The sequence below is a fragment of the Collinsella aerofaciens genome (assembly GCF_020709435.1).
Lineage (GTDB): Bacteria > Actinomycetota > Coriobacteriia > Coriobacteriales > Coriobacteriaceae > Collinsella > Collinsella aerofaciens_AU.
Genome location: NZ_JAJFDP010000002.1, coordinates 217,289 through 235,781, shown reverse-complemented (window position 1 = coordinate 235,781; position 18,493 = coordinate 217,289). Strand labels below are relative to the sequence as shown.

Sequence of the window (18,493 nt, the reverse complement as noted above, 5' to 3'; positions counted from 1 at the left end):
CTCCGTCCCCAAGGGATCATTTATTTGTGCGGGTTGTGGTTTTGTGACCTGCTGAAATTTAGGATACTGTACAACTGTACGTTAATTTGTCTTCGTAGTATATTGCTACCCGCAAAACTCAATACCATTGTGCACTGAGACGCTAAAGCGCCTACGTACAATGGTTATCGATAGTACGATTCGATTCAACGACAGGATGGATGGTCCAAGCGTGAGTCTCGGCAGCAAACTATCCAATGCAAAGGTGTCCTTTGCGATATTTAAGCGCGACATTAAGCGACTGCTTGTGAACCCCGTCGCCCTGGTGGTTACCCTAGGCGTGTGCGTTATTCCCTCGCTGTATGCCTGGTATAACATCGTGGCAAACTGGGATCCGTATGGAAACACCCAAGGCATCAAGATTGCTATCGCCAACAACGATCGAGGCACCCAAAACGACTTGGTGGGTGAGCTCAACGCTGGCGACAAAGTGGTCGACCAGCTCAAGGAGAATCATCAGTTGGGCTGGACGTTCGTCGACTCGACGGCCGATGCCAAGGAGGGCGTCGAGAGCGGCGAGTACTATGCCGCTATCGTGATTCCCAAGAACTTCTCGGATAACCTGGTTTCGATGCTCGACGGCAACTACCATCAGCCCAAGCTCACGTACTACGTCAATGAGAAGAAGAGCGCCATTGCGCCCAAGGTTACCGATACCGGTGCAAACACCATCGAGGAGCAGATCAACTCGGAATTTGTCTCTACGATAGGCAAGACTGTTGCCGGTATCGCCAAGGATGCTGGTGTCGATTTAAAGGACAAGGCAACCCAGACTCAGGACTCGCTGGCAAGTTCGGTGTCCGAGGCGTCCGACACCTTGGGCGAGGTGCGCGATTCGATTGGCGATATGAATGCCGCCATCGATAAGACGAGTGGCGCTATCGCCTCGGCTGATGCGGCACTTGCCGGCTTGCAAGGCCAGGCACCGTCGCTGACGCAGGCGATCTCCCAGGGCAACGACCTGCTGAGCGAAGCTCGCACCACGGCGGGCAACTCCATCACCTCGCTCTCCAAGGCGCTCTCGGAAGGCAGCCTTGCGCTCACCAAGACGTCGGCCTCTGCGAACGCTGCCATCGGCAAGCTGACGGGCGCGGTCACATCTACGACCACCCGTATCGACAACTCGCTCGAGTCTCTTCAAGCGACGATCGACCACAATAAGGCCGTTATCGGGCACTTGGAGATTCTCGCCAATGACACGTCGACAGGTTCCGAGGAAATTGACGCGCGCATTGTATCGACCATCGATTTGCTTCGAGAGCAGAATGAAAAGCTTCAGAGCATCAAGGACGGTCTGTCCGCGCAGTCGAGCGCCATGGCGAATGACGCAGCGGCTGTTTCGGGTGCCAGTGACGCTATCAATAACGCAATTCATACCGGTGCGACCAACCTTGGCCAAGCCCAGACGGACTTGGGCCAAAACGCGCTGCCGAAGGCCTCGAGCGCGCTCGACTCTTTTGCTGCCGTTTCGGGCGACCTGACCGGTATCGTCTCGGGTATGACACCTACACTTGCAAATGCGCGCGGCACGTTGGCGCAGCTTAGCGCTACGCTCGGCCAGGCCAAGACCACGCTGTCCCAGACCGATTCCTCGCTTGCCAAGGTCCAGGACAAGCTTGCAACCGCCGCCAATGACATCGCGGCGCTGCAGACCTCCGAGTCCATGGGCGAGCTGGCCGATCTGATGGGCGTCGATGTCAATGACGTGGCAGATTTCATGGCGTCTCCGGTTGAGTTGACGTCCAAGTCAATCTATCCGGTCAAGAGCTTTGGCTCGGGCATCGCTCCCTTCTACACCAATCTGGCGCTTTGGGTGGGCGGCTATGTGCTCATCGCCATTTACAAGCTCGAGGTCGACCGTGAAGGTGTTGGCAGCTTTACGGCGCGCCAAGGCTACTTTGGCCGCTGGTTGCTCATGGTGATCCTGGGCGCGTTGCAGGCCATCATCGTTACGGTAGGCGATCTGGTGATTGGCGTGCAGTGCGTCAGCCCGCTGCTGTTCGTGCTGGGCGGCATCGCCATTTCGTTCACCTACGTCAATATCATCTATGCGCTGTCCACCACGTTTAAGCATATCGGCAAGGCTATCGGCGTCATTCTCGTCATCGTGCAGATCCCGGGTTCGTCGGGCATGTACCCCATCGAGATGATGCCCGGCTTCTTCCAGTGGCTGCACCCGCTGCTGCCCTTTACCTACGGCATCAATCTGCTGCGCGAGACGGTCGGCGGCATGTATTCGTTCAACTACCTGTTTAACCTGTGCATTCTGGGCGTGTTCTTGATCGTGGCGCTCTTTATCGGCCTGCAGCTGCGTCCGCTGCTGCTCAACCTTAACCTGCTCTTTGATAAACAGCTCTCCACGACCGGTATGATGATTTGCGAGTCCAACGACCTGCCGCGCCAGCGCTACTCGCTGCGCACGGCCATGCGCGTCATGCTCGATTCCGATTCGTACCGTCGCGAACTGCTCGATCATGCGGTCGCCTTTGAACATCGCTACCCGTACTACATCAAGGGCGGTTTTGCCGCCGTGGTGGGCGTTCAGGTCCTGCTCTTTGTCCTGTCGACGGTTCTCGATATCGACAATAACGGCAAGATCATCCTGCTTGTCATTTGGATCATCTCGGTTATTGCCATCTGCGGCTGGCTTATCAATATCGAATATATCCGAGCGAGCCTCAATACCCAGATGCGCATCTCGGCGCTTTCGGATGAGGACCTGCGTCGCGAGATGCGCGAACACACGGCCGCCATTCCTGCCGCCCGCCACATGTTTGGCCTCAACGCCAGCGAGCGTGGTGCCAAGGGCGGCGATCAGTCCACGGGCCGCTTGCCGCATATCGGCTCGCACCATAAATCTCAGGGCAGCGACAGCACAGCCACAAATGATGGAGATACCACCGCGCTTGGCAAGCACTCCAAAGGAGGTGAGGCATAAATGAAGAACATCCTGCATCTGTTTAAGCGCGATGTCCAAAACGTGTCTCGCTCCGTGATCGGCTTGGTTGTCGTGATGGGCCTCATTATCGTACCGTGTCTGTACGCGTGGTTTAACATCGCCGGCAGCTGGGATCCGTACGGCAACACCGGCAATCTTAAGATCGCCGTGGTCAACACCGATGAGGGTTACGAGAGCGATTTGATCCCCGTCGAGGTTAACGTGGGCGAAAACGTGACCGCCACCCTACGCGGCAACGAGAGCTTCGATTGGGTTGTGCTCAACAATCGCGAAAAGGCTATCGAGGGCGTTAAGTCGGGCGCGTACTATGCTGCCGTCGTTATCCCCAAAACGTTTAGCGCTGACATGATGACGCTTTTCTCGACCGACGTGAAGCATGCCGATATCGAGTTCTACGAGAATCAGAAGGCCAACGCCATTGCGCAGATCGTGACCGAGAAGGGTTCGAGCGCCGTCCAGAGCCAGGTTAACAAAACTTTTACCGAGACCATTACGAGCATCGGTCTTAAGACGGTGTCCAGCCTGCTCGATTACATGAGCACCGACCAGGTCAGCAACTTTATCGCCAACCTGTCCTCGACGCTCGGCGATTCGGTCCAGGACCTGCAGGACGTTCAGGCCAGCGCAACGTCGCTTGCGGGCATTTTGAGCTCCACGTCCGATTCGCTGACGTCGGCGAGCGGCATGCTCAAGCAGACGGGCACGGTCGATGAGTCAACGAAGCAGCTGATGGAGCATGTCAAGAGCGGTATTAGCGATTCCAAGGAAGCGCTGAAGGACGCCAACGACGCCATCAATGCCGCGATTGACGGAAGCGCGGGCTCGTTTGACAACGTGTCCGCCGAGCTTGCGAAGGCATTTGATGCCGCGAATCAACATGTCGACCTTACAGTGTCCCAGCTCAACGATGCCGCGGCGGCGCTCAACACGCGTGCCGACGATATCGACGCCACGGCCGACCAGCTCCGCAGCTTTGCCGATCAGGTGACTGACGAAAAACTCCAGGACAGCCTCAAGTCTGTGGCAACATCGCTGAGCAGGATTGCTGTGGAGTATCGCAACAACGCCAAGGACTTGACGGCCACCGCGAAGTCTCTCTCTGACAGCATGGCAGAGGTTAATAAGTCGCGTGCCGAGGTCGATCAGGCAATCGCGGATGCCAAGGCTGGTATCTCGGGCGCCAAGACTGACTACGACTCTACGTTTTCGGCCAAGGCAAAGGAGCTCAAGAAGACCATCTCGGGCGTTTTGGATTCGCTGAACGGTATTTCGAACGATCTGGATAGTGCTGTTGCTGGCCTGACCGACGCATCCGGTTCGCTGGCAAAGGGCCTCTCCAAGGCTGCAAAGCTGGTCAACAAGGCTTCTGATCAGCTGGGCGAGGCGTCGGACAAGATCAGTGCGTTTAAGGACGAGCTCGACGGCGCCTTGATGTCGGATGACCTCGCTACGATCAAGACGATGATCGGCAATGATCCCGAGGGTCTGGCCGTGTCGCTTTCCGGCCCCGTCGCGCTCGATCGCAAGCCGGTCTATCCGATCCGCAACTACGGTTCGGCCATGGCACCGTTCTACACGATTCTGTCGCTCTGGGTGGGCTCGATTGTGCTGGCGGCCATGATGAAGGTCTCGGTTGACGATGAGCTTATCAACGAGCTCATCCCCGTGCGCCTGCACGAGATCTACCTGGGCCGCTACCTGTTCTTTGGCGGTCTGGCCCTGCTGCAGGCAACGCTCGTGTGTGCGGGCGACATCCTGTTCTTTGGCATCCAGTGCGACGACCCGCTGCAGTTTGTGCTGGCGGGCTGGGTCGCGAGTCTCGTGTTCTCCAATATCGTCTACACGCTTACGGTTTCGTTTGGCGATATCGGCAAGGCGCTCGCCGTCGTGCTGCTGGTCATGCAGGTCGGCGGTTCGGGCGGCACGTTCCCCATCGAGATGACCGGCCCCGTGTTCCAGGCGATCTATCCGTTCCTGCCGTTCACCCACGGCATCAACGCCATGCATGCCGCCATGGCCGGTGCGTACCACATGGAGTACTGGATTGAGCTAGGCATTCTGGCGAGCTATCTGATTCCGTCGCTGGCACTGGGCGTCGTCTTCCGCCGCCCGGTCATCAAAGCCAACGACTGGATCATCGAAAAACTGGAGTCAACCAAATTGATTTAGTTCAGCAACGTAAACGCCGTCGGAACATCGAGATCTTCCAACCCGATGCTTTAGCGTAGTGAATTGCACGGGCTGCTTGGTTGTTGCTACAGTAGCGGGGCGTGCCGGGGGTCCGGTGCGCCCTGCTTTTATTTGACCATGAGGCGGCACGCAGCCATGCGCGTGCGGACACCACGCCCAGATTGAGCGCGAGGATGCCCTATGGCCCAGCATGCCACTGACAATATCGAAATGATGCCCGATAGCCCTGTTGCTCGCGAGGACCTGGGCGCGGGCGGCACCTCCCGCGGCGCCGGCGCTCGCTCGCCGCTGTTCTGGAAAGTCCTGCTGCTTTCGGTGGCAGTCGTCTGGGGCTACTCCTTTACGACCATGAAGGACGCGCTCGACACCATTCCGGTGTTCGAACTGCTCTACGTGCGCTTTCTGCCTGCGGCGTTGGTCATGTTTTTCATCTTCCACAAGCGCATCATCGCGCACCTCAACGCCCGCAACCTTATCGTCGGACTTGGCATGGGCGCACTTATGTGGGCCGCCTACGCCCTGCAGACAGTCGGTCTGGCGCACACCACGGCGGGCAAGAATGCTTTTTTGACGGGCACGTATTGCATCGTTGTGCCGTTCGCGAGCTATTTTCTGAGCGGCGAAAAACTCACCCGCTATAACCTGGGCGCGGCGCTGCTGTGCTTGGCGGGCATTGGCTTGGTGGCGCTCGATAGCGTTGAATTCAACATCGGTGATGTCATTACGCTGGCGGGTGCGGTCTTTTTCGCCATCCAGATGGCGGTGACTGCCAAGTACGGTCGCAAAATGGACATCAACGTCATCACGTTTTGGATGTTTGTGGGCAACGGCGTGCTGAGCCTGGCAACGTCGCTGCTATTCGAGACCCAAGCGCCTCTGTCCGTGTGGACGCCGAGCTTTATCAGCGCGATGGCGTTTCTCTCGGTTGGTTGCACATGCGCGGCTCTGCTCATCCAAAACGTCGGCCTGGCGCATGTCTCTGCCTCGACGGGCTCACTGCTCCTTTCGATGGAGTCGCCTTCGGGCGTGCTGTTCTCGGTGCTGCTGATGGGGGAGGCGCTCACCTCGCGCCTGCTCGCCGGCTTCGCGCTCATCTTTCTTTCGATTATCTTGAGCGAGACGCATTTCGATTTCTTGCGCCGAAAATCACACCCGCAATTGTAAACAACTTGTTGCGCCGCCTTCCCAGGGCGGCATTTTTATGTCATGCCCTTACAGTTGTACCTTGCACTTTACGCTATCAAAGTGCGTGCTGCAAAAACGTTACTGGAGGGCTTCTATGGCATCAGCTCTGTCCGATTTTCAACCGCAACCAGCGCCCCAGGCCACCGCGGCGGCGCAGGCCGCTATCGGTGACGGTCTTGTCGCAGAAGCTCAGGCTTTTGCAGACGAGCTCGCTGCATGGCGACACGATCTACACCAGATGCCCGAGCTGGGTAACAATCTTCCGCAGACGTCTGCCTATATCCAGGCACGTCTGGACGAGATGGACATCCCCCATACCACGCTAGTCGACGGTTCCTGCGTCGTTGGCCTGATCGGTGCCGGTGCGGCCGCTCAGGGCAATGGCACGTGCAAGGACGAGCAGGCCGGAACGGTCGTCATGCTCCGAGGCGATATGGATGCCCTTCCCGTTGTCGAGGAATCCGGCGAGCCCTTTGCATCCACCAATGGCTGCATGCATGCTTGCGGTCACGATATGCACGCGACGGCCCTGCTTGGTGCGGCGCGCCTGCTCAAGGCCCGTGAGGCCGAGCTTGTGGAGGCCAACGCTACCGTCAAGTTGCTGTTCCAGCCGGGCGAGGAGACCTTTGAGGGAGCACGCGCTGCCATCGCCGACGGCTTGCTCGAGAACCCGCGCCCTCAGGCGGCCTTTGCCATGCATGTCAACAGCCAGTCGCCGCTTGGCCTGGTGCTCTACGGCAGCCCGGCGCTCTCGGGTGTGTACGGTTTCCGCATCACGCTCCAGGGCAAGGGCGGCCACGGTTCCAGCCCCGAGATCTGCATCGACCCCATCACGGCCGGCGTCCACGTGCACCTGGCGCTCCAGGAGCTTATCTCCCGCGAGGTGCCGGCGGCCAAGGAAGTCGCACTTACCGTTGGTAAGTTCGCCGGCGGCTTGGCGGCCAACGTCATCCCCGACACCTGCGTGCTCGAGGGAACGCTGCGCGGCTTTGATGTTGAGCTCATGGCTCACCTAAAGACCCGCATCGCGGAGGTCGTTAACGGCGTTGCTACGACCTATCGTACGCCGGCGACCATCGAGACGCTTTCGGATGTTCCGCCGCTTGTACTCGACAGCGATATGACTCAGGCGTCGCTTGGCTACGTGGGCGCAGTGCTGCCCAAGACGGCTTTCTTGCCGCTTTTCCATGCCATGGCGAGTGAGGACTTCGCGCTTATCTCGAGCAAGATCCCAAGTGCGTACTTTACCGTGGGCGCGGCCGTAACCGACACGGACGAACACTTTGCCCAGCACCATCCCAAGGCACGTTTTAACGATGCCGAGCTTCCCCTCGGTGCCGCGGCTTATACCGCCGTCGCTTTGGGCTATATCGCCGACCACCGGTAGCACCCAATCTTGCTATTCGTTTGTTTAAAAGGAACAGTATGTCCCAGCAGCGTAAGTTCTTCCCCGGCTGGCTCGTGGTGACCTCCGGCTTCGTGATCATGGCCACGTGCTACACAATTTTCGTCAACTGCATGAGCCTGTTCCAGCCGCTGATCGTCAGCGACCTGGGCATTTCCCTTGCGCAGTACAACATCTCCAATGCCATCTCCACCGTAGTGAGCGTCGTGGTTTCGCTCGTTATCGGCCATGTTGCCGATAAGGTGAGTGGCCGCGTATTGGGCTCGCTCACCGTTATCGCTACCTCGGCGGTGCTTGCTGGCATGAGCTTTGTCGGTGAGCTGTGGCAGGTCTACGTGCTCTTTGCCGTTTCGGGCTGCTTCGCTGTGGCCTCGACCCGTCTGCTCATTAGCCTGGTGACCGCCAACTGGTTTACCGCTAAACGCGGCCTTGCCATTTCCATCGCACTTTCGGGCTCGGGCTTTGGCGGAGCCATTCTCTCGCCGATCGTGAGCTCTCTTATCGTGAGTGTGGGCTGGCGCTCTGCGTTCCTGGTACTCGCTGCCGTCTGCATGGTGGCGGCACTGCCCATCACGGCTTACTCCTTCCGCACCAAGCCTTCCGAGATCGGCCTTAAGCCACTCGGCGAGAACCCGGGCGATCCGTCCGTCTCGACGGCTGGCGACAAGGACGAGCACACGGCGCCCGAGGTTAGCGTCGGCTGGTCTCGCATCAAGAAGAGCCCGGCGTTTTGGCTGCTTGTCGTCGCCTTCCTCTTTATGGGTCTCGTTAACGGCGCTATCTTGCCCAACCAGGTTACCAACATGACGAGCGTTACCGTCAACGGCGCCAAGATCGTCACGGGCGGTCACGATCCCATGTGGGCGGGCACTGTGCTTTCGGCCTATATGGTCACCGTCGTTGTCGCCAAAATTTCGCTTGGTGCGATCTATGACCGCTTTGGCCTGCGCTTTGGCAATATCCTTGGCTCCGTTGCGTGCATTATCGCCTGTGTGGCGCTGTGCTTCCCGACGACGGACCTCGGTCCTATTGTCGCCGCTGTGAGCTTTGGTATCGGAACGTGCATGGGCACCATCACGCCTACCATCGCCGCGTCCAAGCAGTTTGGCATGGCAGACCTCGGCAAGGTCACGGGTACCATCACCTCGCTCGAGATGGTCGGCGGCACCGTAGGCGCCATTGTCTCGGGCGTGCTGTTCGATGCCACGGGCTCCTTTGCGAGCACCTGGATCGTGTGCCTGGTGTGTTCTGTGGTCATGCTCGTATTCCTGCTGGTCTCGGAGCCCATCGCCGCCAAGCTGCGCGCAAGCGTGGCGGGGGAGTAGACGTCCGTCGCTCTTTTCTGTTCGCCCTGTTCTGTCCGTGGCCGCCTTGGAAGCCGAATGGATGCTCGTACCATCATTCGGTTTCCAAGGCGGCCACGGGCCTACGAAATGATCCGTTTTCCTCCGTCCCCAACAGATCACGTGATTCGAAGGGGACGGAGGAAAGCGGATCACAAACAGCGGTGGCGCGTCTGGCCGAACGAGCCCCCATACCCTCGTTCGGTCAGACGCGCCACCGCGTTTTGTTTTTGTGCCGTATAATGACCACTACCTATGACGCGATACAAAAGAAAGGTGTTTGCCCATGCAGGCACAGAAGGCGGAGGGAACCCGCGACCTTATCGGCGCCGAGATGCGCGCCTGGCAAAAGATGCAGCAGATTGCGGCCGGCGTGTTCGAGCCGTTTGGTTTTAAACCCATCGAGACACCCGCGATCGAGCAGGTGGACGTGTTTGTCCACGGCATCGGCCAGTCGACCGACGTCGTGCGCAAGGAAATGTTCCGCGTGTTCAGCGGTGCCAACCTGGAGCGCGTCTTTACCGAGGGCACCGACACCAAACTCAAGCCCAAGCAGCGCCTGGCACTTCGCCCCGAGGGCACGGCCGGCGTGGTGCGCGCCGTCGTCGAGAACAATCTGGTGCCCCAGGGCTCCACGCCGTTTAAGGCGTACTACGCCGAGGCCATGTTCCGCGGCGAGCGTCCCCAGAAGGGCCGCCTGCGCCAGTTCCACCAGGTGGGCATCGAGTGGCTCGGCGCTCCCGATCCGGCGGCAGACGCCGAGTGCATCATCATGCTCATGGAGTTCTACAAGCGCCTGGGCTTCGATCTTTCCAAGCTTCGTCTGCTCATCAACTCGATGGGTGACGCCCAGTGCCGTCCGGCTTACCGCGAGCAGGTTAAGCAGTTTATCCTCGATCACGCAGACGAGATGTGCGACGAGTGCCGCGAGCGCGCCGAGCTTAACCCGCTGCGTGCCTTCGACTGCAAGAACGACCACTGCCGCGAGATCATGGCCGACGCACCGCTGATGGGCGACAACCTGTGCGATGAGTGCCGAGAGCACTACGAGCAGGTCAAGCGCTATCTGGATGCCGCCGGTATCGAGTATGTCGAGGATCCCACCTTGGTGCGCGGCCTGGACTACTACACCCGTACTGTCTTTGAGGTTGAGGCCCCCGGCGCCGGTGTCGGCTCCATCGGTGGCGGCGGCCGCTACGACGGCCTGGTCGAGCTCGAGGGTGGCAAGCCCACGGCGGGCGTCGGCTTTGCCGTCGGTTTTGAGCGCGCCCTCCTGGCCCTGCAGGCCTTTGGCAGCGATTTGGGTGCCGATGAGGCTCCGTGCGTCTATGTCGCCAACGCCGGCAAAGAGCTGCGCCAGAACGTCTTTGCCATCACGCAGGAGCTTCGCGCCGCAGGCATCGTGACCGAGGCCGACTATCAGGGCCGTTCGCTCAAGGCCCAGTTTAAGCAAGCCGATAAGGTAGGCGCCAAGCTCATCTTGGTCCTGGGTGGCGACGAGCTTGCCGCCGGCAAGGTCAAAGTGCGCGACATGCAGAGCCATGACGAGGTGCTCGCCGATCTGGACAACGTCGTCGAGGCGGTTCGCGAGCGCCTGTAGCGCATCTTTTTGAGCTTCGGGCCTGCTAACGTGCCCTGCTCATGGAGAGCGATTGTTACGGGGGTGTTTCGCTTTTATGCGGAATGCCCCCGTTTACGTATGCCGCCCACCGAGAAATACGACCATTTAGGGCAAAAACCTTTGCAATGCAGAAAATACTTTTGTGTGGTAAAGCGCAATCAGTGTCGAAAGTATTTCTCAAGCGCCTATAATGAATACCGCATGTTACGTGCATAGAAGGAGGAATGGGAGGAAACGTGGCTGAGAACCTAAGCAACCAGTCTGTACCCGAAGCCGCGGCGCGCGTCGCTGCCGTGGTCAACCGCCTCGTTAACCGAATCGGCTCGAATGCCGAGTCCAGGGAGCGTCTCGCCGAGATCGAGATCCCCGAGGAGCTGCGCGACAATCTGGCGCTGTTCTTGCGCCTGGAGCGCCGTGTGCTTAGCGAGTATGATCCCGAGATCGCGGACCTGTTCGACAAGATTTTGACAGCCGAGATTGTGGTCAATGCCGGCAACCCCGGTACCTGCGCTGCCGACGAAGCCGTCGACGAGCAGGGCGTGCCCACCGCCGACGAGCCCACTGCCGTGGCATTTCGTGAGGTCGTCGATTTGATCGACAGCCTGCCGCTCGATAAGCAGCAGGTCATCGTTCGCGCCTTTACGAGCTTTTTCCATCTGGCAAACCTGTCGGAGGAGAACTACCGTGTGGCGCAGCTGCGCGAGCGCGAGGCCGGTGCGTCGACCGATACCGAGGTCGATCCTGCCAACGAGCTTACCGTTGCCTATCACCAGCTGGTGAATGAGCTGGGTGTCGAGGGTGCCAACGAGCTGCTCGACAAGCTCGAGTTCCACCCTGTCTTTACCGCACATCCCACCGAGGCCCGTCGTAAGGCCGTCGAGGGCAAGATCCGCCGTATCTCCAACCTGCTGGAGGAGCGTCCGCGTCTGGGCGGCTCCGACCTGGTGGAGAACGAGCGCCATATGCTGCAGGAGATCGACGCCCTGGTGCGTACGAGCCCCATCGCGCTCAAGAAGCCCACGCCGGTCGAGGAAGCCGATACCATCATCGACATCTTCGATAACACGCTGTTCGACGTTATCCCCGTTATCTATCGTCGTTTTGACGATTGGGTGCTGGGCGACAAGGCCGGTACTGTGCCGCCGCTGTGCCCGGCGTTCTTCCATCCCGGCAGCTGGATCGGTTCCGACCGCGACGGTAACCCCAACGTCACCGCCAAGGTGAGCCGTGAGGTCGCCGCCAAGTACTTTACGCACATGGTGCTCAAGCTCGAGGACAAGTGCCGCCACATCGGCCGCAACCTCACGCTCGAGGCTACCTACAGCAAGCCGTCGGCCGAGCTCATTAACCTGTGGAACCATCAGGTCGAGATGAGCCCTCGGTACACGGCCCGCGCCGAGCTGATCTCCGAGCACGAGCCGCATCGCGCCGTCATGCTCGTCATGGCCGACCGTCTGAACGCCACCGTGCGCCGTATCACCGACACCATGTACCACAGCGCCGACGAGTTCCTGGATGACCTGCGCGTCGTCCAGCGTTCGCTGGCCGCCTGCGGTGCCGTCCGTGCCGCCTACGGCCCGGTCCAGACCATCATCTGGCAAGTCGAGTCCTTCGGCTTCCATATGGTCGAGATGGAGTTCCGTCAGCACTCCGTGGTGCATGCCCGCGCCCTCAAGGATATCCACGAGAACGGTATCCATGGCGACCTGCAGCCCATGACGCGCGAAGTCATCGATACCTTCCGTGCCATCGGCTCCATCCAAAAGCGCTACGGCAAGAAGATGGCGCACCGCTACATCATCTCGTTTACCAAGAGCGCCCAGCATGTGGCTGACGTCTTCGAGCTGGCCCACCTGTCCTTCGCACACGAGGAAGATGTCCCCGAGCTCGACGTGATCCCGCTATTCGAGCAGCTCGAGGACCTCGAGGGCTGCGTCGACGTGCTCGACCAGATGCTTACGCTGCCCGTGGTGCAGAAGCGTCTTGCCCAGACCAACCGCCGCATGGAGGTTATGCTGGGCTATTCCGACTCCTCCAAGGACGCCGGTCCTACCACGGCCATGCTCGCGCTGCATTCCGCGCAGGAGCGCATTGCCAAGTGGGCCGAGAAGAACGATATCGACCTGGTGCTCATGCACGGTCGCGGCGGTGCCGTTGGCCGTGGCGGCGGCCCGGCCAACAAGGCCGTGCTGGCGCAGCCCAAGGGTTCGGTCAACTGCTTCTTTAAGCTCACCGAGCAGGGCGAGGTCATCTTTGCCCGTTACGGCAACCGCACGCTGGCTCAGCGCCATGTTGAGTCCGTTGCCGCCGCAACGCTTTTGCAGTCGGCCCCGAGTGTCGAGAAGACCAACACAGAGACCACGCAGAAGTTCTGGGATATGGCCGAGAAGCTTAACGCTGCAAGCCACGAGCGCTATCTGGACCTGCTGAACACCGAGGACTTTACACCGTGGTTCTCGACCGTGACGCCGCTGACCGAAGTCGGTCTGCTGCCGATCGGCTCGCGTCCCGCTAAGCGCGGCCTGGGCGCCAAGTCGCTCGACGACCTGCGTACCATTCCGTGGATCTTCAGCTGGAGCCAGGCACGCATTAACCTGGCCGCTTGGTATGGCCTGGGCACCGCCTGCGAGCAGCTGGGCGATCTTGACCAGCTCAAGGCTGCCTACCAGGAGTGGCCGTTCTTCCGCACCTTTATCGACAACATCGAGATGTCGATCGCCAAGACCGACCAGCGCATCGCCAAGATGTATTTGCACCTGGGCGACCGCGATGATTTGTCCGAGAAGGTCTTCACCGAGATGCAGCTCACGCGTAAGTGGGTCCTTGCCATCGTCGGTGACGAGTGGCCGCTGCAGCGCCGCCGCGTGCTCGGCTGCGCCGTTCGCGTGCGTAACCCCTACGTCGACGCCCTGTCCATTGCCCAGGTTCGCGCCCTTCGCGAGGTGCGTATGAACCAGGACGAGATGGCCGAGGAGAAGAAGGCCGAGTACATGAGCCTGATTCTTTCGACTGTGACCGGAGTTTCGGCAGGTTTGCAAAACACGGGGTAATCGATAGCCCTGGAGTCGTTCGGGCCCGCCATAGGCTTACTTTTAGGCACGTCCTCGGACATGCAAGAAGCCCTCGCTGCGCACTTCGTGCGGCGAGGGCTTCTTGCGTCCTGCAGAGTGTGCCTAAAAGTAAGCCTATGGCGGGCCCTGCGATGTCCGGTCTTCAGTGGATTACTGCTGGGGGAATAATGGCGCGCTTCGCGCGTTTGGAAAGGGCTTCGTGCTGCGGAATGCATTCAGAGGGAAACCCATCGGGTCCCTTCGTCCTCGGTTTACGGCGGATCAGCCGCTGGGTGAGGGTGGTGCTTGGGGTGACGTGCAAAATACGGAGTTTTCAGCAGCCAAAGATTGGTGCATAAGGCTATGGGTGACGTTTGCGGCCCCTGTTGATGCTCTTGCACGACGATTGGGCTTTGGCGACGATCATATATGGCTGGTTTCTCGCCGCATGCTATCCAGATGGGTCGAGTCATGAGGACTATCTACTTTTTGAAAGACTTTTGACACCAAAATCTTATCTCGCGATGCTGAATACTCGCAAAAATGCACGCTCCGGAGGGTACCACCCTGTTACGGCTAGAAATCCATTCGCCATTTTATGCAATTAATTAACGCATTTATGCAAAATGGCTTACGTGCGAACGTCTCGGAGTAGATGTTTGCCTCGGCGCTGCGTAAATCATCCTGTCTATAGTGTCTTTGACAGGCGGCCGCGGTTCCCTTTGGGATCGCGGCCGTTTTGTTGTGGGTCAAATATGAACGTTGTGTTAATGAGTCGGTGGACGGTGGTGTTTTTCGGTGAGCGGCGTATCCTTCCAACGGTTTATCTAGTGTGTCAGTTGAAAGGAAGAGGGCGCTCGTCATTGTTTGAATGTGAACTGCCGTTTGACCACAAGACGTTGCATCTGGAGCTCGAGGATAAGAACTTCGCGGGTGTGATGGAAGGTCATCAAAACGAGTTTAAGACTACAAAATCGCAGGAAGAGCTGGTGGAGGAGTCGCTTGCCAACCCTTATGGCTCGCCTTCGCTCGAGGAGCTTTGTGCTGGCAAGAAGGATATCGTTATCATCAGCTCCGACCATACGCGCCCCGTTCCCTCGCGTGTGACGATGCCTATTCTGCTGCATCACATCCATTCAGTTGCGACTGAGGCGCGCGTTCGCATTCTGGTTGCTACGGGTATGCATCGTCCGTCGACGCACGAGGAGCTCGTCAACAAGTACGGCGAGGAGATCGTTGCCAACGAGGAAATCGTTATGCACGTCGCGACTGACGACAGCATGATGAAAAAGATCGGCACCCTGCCTTCTGGTGGCGAGTGCATCATCAACAAGATTGCCGTCGATTGCGATCTGCTGCTTGCCGAGGGCTTTATTGAGCCGCACTTCTTTGCTGGTTTCTCCGGCAGCCGCAAGTCCGTCCTGCCTGGCATCGCCAGCTACAAGACCATCATGTACAACCACAACGGCCAGTTTGTGAACGATTCTCATTCGCGTGCCGGCAACCTTTGCCACAATCACGTGAGCGAGGACATGTTCGCCGCCGCCGAGATGGCTCACCTTGCCTTTGTGCTCAACGTGGTGCTCAACGGCAAGCACGAGGTCATTGGCTCCTTCGCCGGCGACATCCACAAGGCACACGAGGCTGGCTGCGAGTTCGTAAAGAGCCTTGCCGGCGTTGAGCCCGTCGAGTGCGAGATTGCCATCACCACCAACGGCGGCTACCCGCTCGACCAGAACATCTACCAGGCCGTGAAGGGCATGTGCTCTGCCGAGGCCACGCTTCCCGAGGGCGGTGTGATCATCGACGTCGCCGGTTGTGCCGACGGTCACGGCGGCGAGGGCTTCTATCACAACATCGCCGACAACGATCCGGCAGAGTTTGAGCGCGCCTGTATCGACCGTCCTAAGGACGAGACCCTGCCCGACCAGTGGACGAGCCAGATCTTTGCCCGCATCCTGGCGCATCACCCTGTGATCATGGTCACCGACCTGTGCGATCACCAGATGATCAAGGATATGCACATGACGCCGGTCAACACCCTCGAGGAGGCGCTCAAGCTCGCCTTTGAGATGAAGGGTGCCGATGCCAAGGTGGCCGTCATTCCCGATGGCCTGGGCGTTGTCGTCGCGCAGCACTAGTGCGCGGCCTAAACGAATCGTTTATAACCGACAAGAAAGATAAGGTTTTATGCTTACCAAACTCCTCTGCGAATTCGGCGCAACGGCCCTCATGATCATCTTTGGCGTGGGCGTGCACTGCGATACCGTGCTCAAGGGCACCAAGTATCAGGGCTCCGGCCACATGTTTGCCATCACCACTTGGTCTTTTGGCATCTCGGTCTGCCTGTTTGTCTTTGGCGGTGCCGTGTGCATGAACCCCGCCATGGTGCTTGCCCAGTGCATCGTCGGCCTGGTGCCGTGGGGCAGCTGCATCCCCTTCATGATTGCCGATATGCTCGGCGGCTTTGTGGGCGCCGTAATCGCTTGGCTTATGTATGCCGATGAGTTCAAGGCTTCCGAGGGCGTCGTCGACCCCATTGCCCAGCGCAACATCTTCTCGACCAACCCCACCACCGAGGGCACCAACTATGCTCGTAACTTCTTCTGCGAGGCTATCTGCACTTTTGTGTTCATCAGCGCCATCCTTGCTGCTGCTAACCGTGCTGGCGAGAACGTCCTGATGCTCGCCATCTGCGTCGGCCTGATCGTTTGGGCCGTTGGCATGGGCATGGGCGGCATCACTGGCTTCGCCATGAATCAGGCTCGTGACCTTGGTCCTCGCATGGCCTATCAGGTGCTGCCGATTAAGAACAAGGCTGACAACAACTGGAAGTACGGCCTGCTTGTTCCTGGTATCGCGCCGTTTGTCGGTGCCGCTCTGGCCGCGCTGTTTGTGCATGGTTTCTTGGGCATGTTCTAGTCTGAGGCTACATAGTTGTCCGCCGTCCGCATGGGGTAACTTCCCAGCGCGTCCTCGGACATGCAAAAAGGCTCGCTGCGCACTTTGTGCGGCGAGCCTTTTTGCGTCCTGCGGAGTGCGCTGGGAAGTTACCCCATGCGGACGGCTGCGGGGTCTTTGTTGCGTTCGTACAAGCAACCCAATATATATCTGAATTTGGATGGGAGGGGCTTGTTGCTGGTAGGGGCGTTGGGCTTCTGTCGACACTTTGGGATGGATTGTGCTTTGGGTTGGGGCGGCGCTTTGAGATGAGGTCGGAACTTTGGGATGAGGGGTTTACTCAGTTGAAGAGAGGCTTAATGGCTGATAGGTAGTCTTTGGCTACGTCGGCTTTGGCTGCTTGGAAGTTGTGCCAGGCCCACCATTGGACCATTCCTACGAAGCTTGAGGCTATGTGGTGTAGTAGGAAGCTTCGGTCCATGGTGGCGGCGGGGCCGTTTGGGTCGGTAGGGACGGTTTCGGCTGCCCGTGACATGATGGTCTTGCGTAAGCAGTCGGCGAAGACGCGTGAGCCGGCGCCGGCTACCAGCGCTCGGACGCCCTGGCGACGTTCCCATAGATTGTTGAGAATATGCTCGACCTGCACGAGTGGGTCGTCGAGGGGCGTACCGTCATCGTCGAGGGCATGGGTGCAGATATCGCACACGAGCTCAGCGAGCAGGTCATCTTTGCTCTTGAAGAGGCCGTAGAACGTGGCCCGACCCACATGGGCGCGAGCGATGATGTCGCCGACGGTGATCTTGCCGTAGTCCTCTTCGCGCAGCAGCTCGGAGAACGCCGCAACGATGGCAGCGCGGCTTTTTGCCTTGCGGGCATCCATGGCTATGCGTCCGCGTGAACGAGCAGACAGCGAAGCGTACCGGAGCAACCCTCGTAGGGGCGCTTACCGGTGCCGTAGCCGACGGCCTCGATGCGGTAGCGGGCCGGCAGGTGCTCGGACGTGCGCAGTGCGGCGACGATGGCGGCGCCCGTGGGCGTCACGAGCTCGCCGGCGACCGGTGCGGGCGTGAGGGCGATATTGCCTGCTTGGCATAGGTTGACGACGGCGGGCACCGGGATGGGCATAAGGCCGTGGGCACAGCGGATGGTTCCGTGGCCCTCGGAGAGCGACTCGACCACGATATCCTCAATACCCAGGTCGTCGAGGCAGATGGCGACGGAGCAGACGTCGACGATGGAGTCGACGGCGCCCACCTCGTGAAACAGGACGGTGTCGGGCGTTTTGCCGTGAGCCTTTGCCTCGGCATCAGCGAGTGCGGAAAAAATGGCGAGGGCACGACGCTTGGCACCATCGCTTAGCTGCGAGCCATCGATGATGGCGGTGACGTCCGCCAAAGAACGGTGGTGATGGTGATGGGCGTGATGATGGTCCTCATGGCCATGACCATGGGCCTCATGGTCATGCTCGTGGCAGTGCTCGTGTTCGTGCTCGCCATGGTCATGATGGTGGTGCTCATGCTCGTGCGCGTGCTCGGCAGCTGCTTCGTTGCCGTAGAGCCAGGCCATGTCGTGGTCGTGGTTCTCGAGCTCCTCTGCAAGCTGGACGTCGAAATCGCAGGCGTCGATGCCATGCTTGTTTGCACGCGTGACGGCAATCTCAAAGCCGTCGACCGGCAGCGTGGCGAGCTGTTCGCGCAGGTGCTCCTCGCTGGCGCCCAGGTCGAGCAGGGCCGCGACGGTCATATCGCCGCTGATGCCCGAAGTGCCGTCGATGATAAGCGTGTGCTGATGGTTGGACAT

At 59.4% G+C, this 18,493-nt stretch carries 11 protein-coding genes; 9 read left to right on the top strand and 2 right to left on the bottom strand.

What is annotated here, in order from left to right; all coding sequences use genetic code 11:
* Window positions 1–211: 211 nt before the first annotated feature.
* The 9 genes from LK493_RS02720 to larD all read left to right on the top strand — a co-directional run bounded on the left by LK493_RS02720 (window position 212) and on the right by larD (window position 16,714).
* Entirely contained in the window at window positions 212–2,977 is a 2,766-nt protein-coding gene (locus LK493_RS02720) for a YhgE/Pip family protein (RefSeq protein ID WP_227790046.1), read from the top strand.
* Window positions 2,978–5,167: a YhgE/Pip domain-containing protein gene (locus tag LK493_RS02715; protein ID WP_227790045.1), complete on the top strand. Its 2,190-nt coding sequence runs from the start codon at window positions 2,978–2,980 to the stop codon at window positions 5,165–5,167.
* Window positions 5,168–5,368: 201 nt separating this feature from the next.
* The gene (locus LK493_RS02710) at window positions 5,369–6,352 is read left to right on the top strand and encodes a DMT family transporter (protein WP_117770437.1); all 984 of its coding nucleotides are present in this window, start codon (window positions 5,369–5,371) and stop codon (window positions 6,350–6,352) included.
* 115 nt (window positions 6,353–6,467) lie between these two features.
* The gene (locus LK493_RS02705; RefSeq protein ID WP_117790210.1) at window positions 6,468–7,760 is read left to right on the top strand and encodes a M20 family metallopeptidase; all 1,293 of its coding nucleotides are present in this window, start codon (window positions 6,468–6,470) and stop codon (window positions 7,758–7,760) included.
* Window positions 7,761–7,798: 38 nt separating this feature from the next.
* Window positions 7,799–9,103 carry an MFS transporter gene (locus tag LK493_RS02700; RefSeq protein WP_227790044.1) on the top strand — a complete coding sequence of 435 codons (1,305 nt, stop codon included), beginning with the start codon at window positions 7,799–7,801 and terminating at the stop codon, window positions 9,101–9,103.
* Between the two features lie 304 nt (window positions 9,104–9,407).
* Entirely contained in the window at window positions 9,408–10,721 is a 1,314-nt protein-coding gene (gene hisS / locus LK493_RS02695; RefSeq protein WP_227790043.1) for a histidine--tRNA ligase, read from the top strand.
* 257 nt (window positions 10,722–10,978) lie between these two features.
* Complete coding sequence (locus LK493_RS02690) at window positions 10,979–13,792, top strand: phosphoenolpyruvate carboxylase (protein ID WP_408583385.1); 2,814 nt, start codon at window positions 10,979–10,981, stop codon at window positions 13,790–13,792.
* An 863-nt stretch (window positions 13,793–14,655) separates the two neighbouring features.
* Window positions 14,656–15,933, top strand: a complete 1,278-nt coding sequence (gene larA / locus LK493_RS02685) for a nickel-dependent lactate racemase (RefSeq protein ID WP_227790042.1) — start codon at window positions 14,656–14,658, stop codon at window positions 15,931–15,933.
* A gap of 49 nt (window positions 15,934–15,982) precedes the next feature.
* Window positions 15,983–16,714 carry a D/L-lactic acid transporter LarD gene (gene larD / locus LK493_RS02680; RefSeq protein WP_227790041.1) on the top strand — a complete coding sequence of 244 codons (732 nt, stop codon included), beginning with the start codon at window positions 15,983–15,985 and terminating at the stop codon, window positions 16,712–16,714.
* 319 nt (window positions 16,715–17,033) lie between these two features.
* Here the strand turns inward: larD and LK493_RS02675 are convergent, their stop codons facing one another.
* Together LK493_RS02675 and larC are read right to left on the bottom strand one after the other, a co-directional pair.
* Window positions 17,034–17,573 carry a TetR/AcrR family transcriptional regulator gene (locus LK493_RS02675; RefSeq protein ID WP_227790040.1) on the bottom strand — a complete coding sequence of 180 codons (540 nt, stop codon included), beginning with the start codon at window positions 17,571–17,573 and terminating at the stop codon, window positions 17,034–17,036.
* Window positions 17,574–17,575: 2 nt separating this feature from the next.
* Window positions 17,576–18,493 (bottom strand): nickel pincer cofactor biosynthesis protein LarC, encoded by a 918-nt coding sequence (larC, locus tag LK493_RS02670; protein ID WP_227790039.1) that lies wholly within the window; start codon window positions 18,491–18,493, stop codon window positions 17,576–17,578.

Bases quoted from the DNA above. Each gene is read 5' to 3' on its own strand.
- LK493_RS02715 (WP_227790045.1), top strand. From the start codon at position 2,978: ATGAAGAACATCCTGCATCTGTTTAAGCGCGATGTCCAAAACGTGTCT.
- LK493_RS02710 (WP_117770437.1), top strand. From the start codon at position 5,369: ATGGCCCAGCATGCCACTGACAATATCGAAATGATGCCCGATAGCCCT.
- LK493_RS02705 (WP_117790210.1), top strand. From the start codon at position 6,468: ATGGCATCAGCTCTGTCCGATTTTCAACCGCAACCAGCGCCCCAGGCC.
- LK493_RS02700 (WP_227790044.1), top strand. From the start codon at position 7,799: ATGTCCCAGCAGCGTAAGTTCTTCCCCGGCTGGCTCGTGGTGACCTCC.
- hisS (WP_227790043.1), top strand. From the start codon at position 9,408: ATGCAGGCACAGAAGGCGGAGGGAACCCGCGACCTTATCGGCGCCGAG.
- larD (WP_227790041.1), top strand. From the start codon at position 15,983: ATGCTTACCAAACTCCTCTGCGAATTCGGCGCAACGGCCCTCATGATC.
- LK493_RS02675 (WP_227790040.1), bottom strand. From the start codon at position 17,573: ATGGATGCCCGCAAGGCAAAAAGCCGCGCTGCCATCGTTGCGGCGTTC.
- larC (WP_227790039.1), bottom strand. From the start codon at position 18,493: ATGTCCAACCATCAGCACACGCTTATCATCGACGGCACTTCGGGCATC.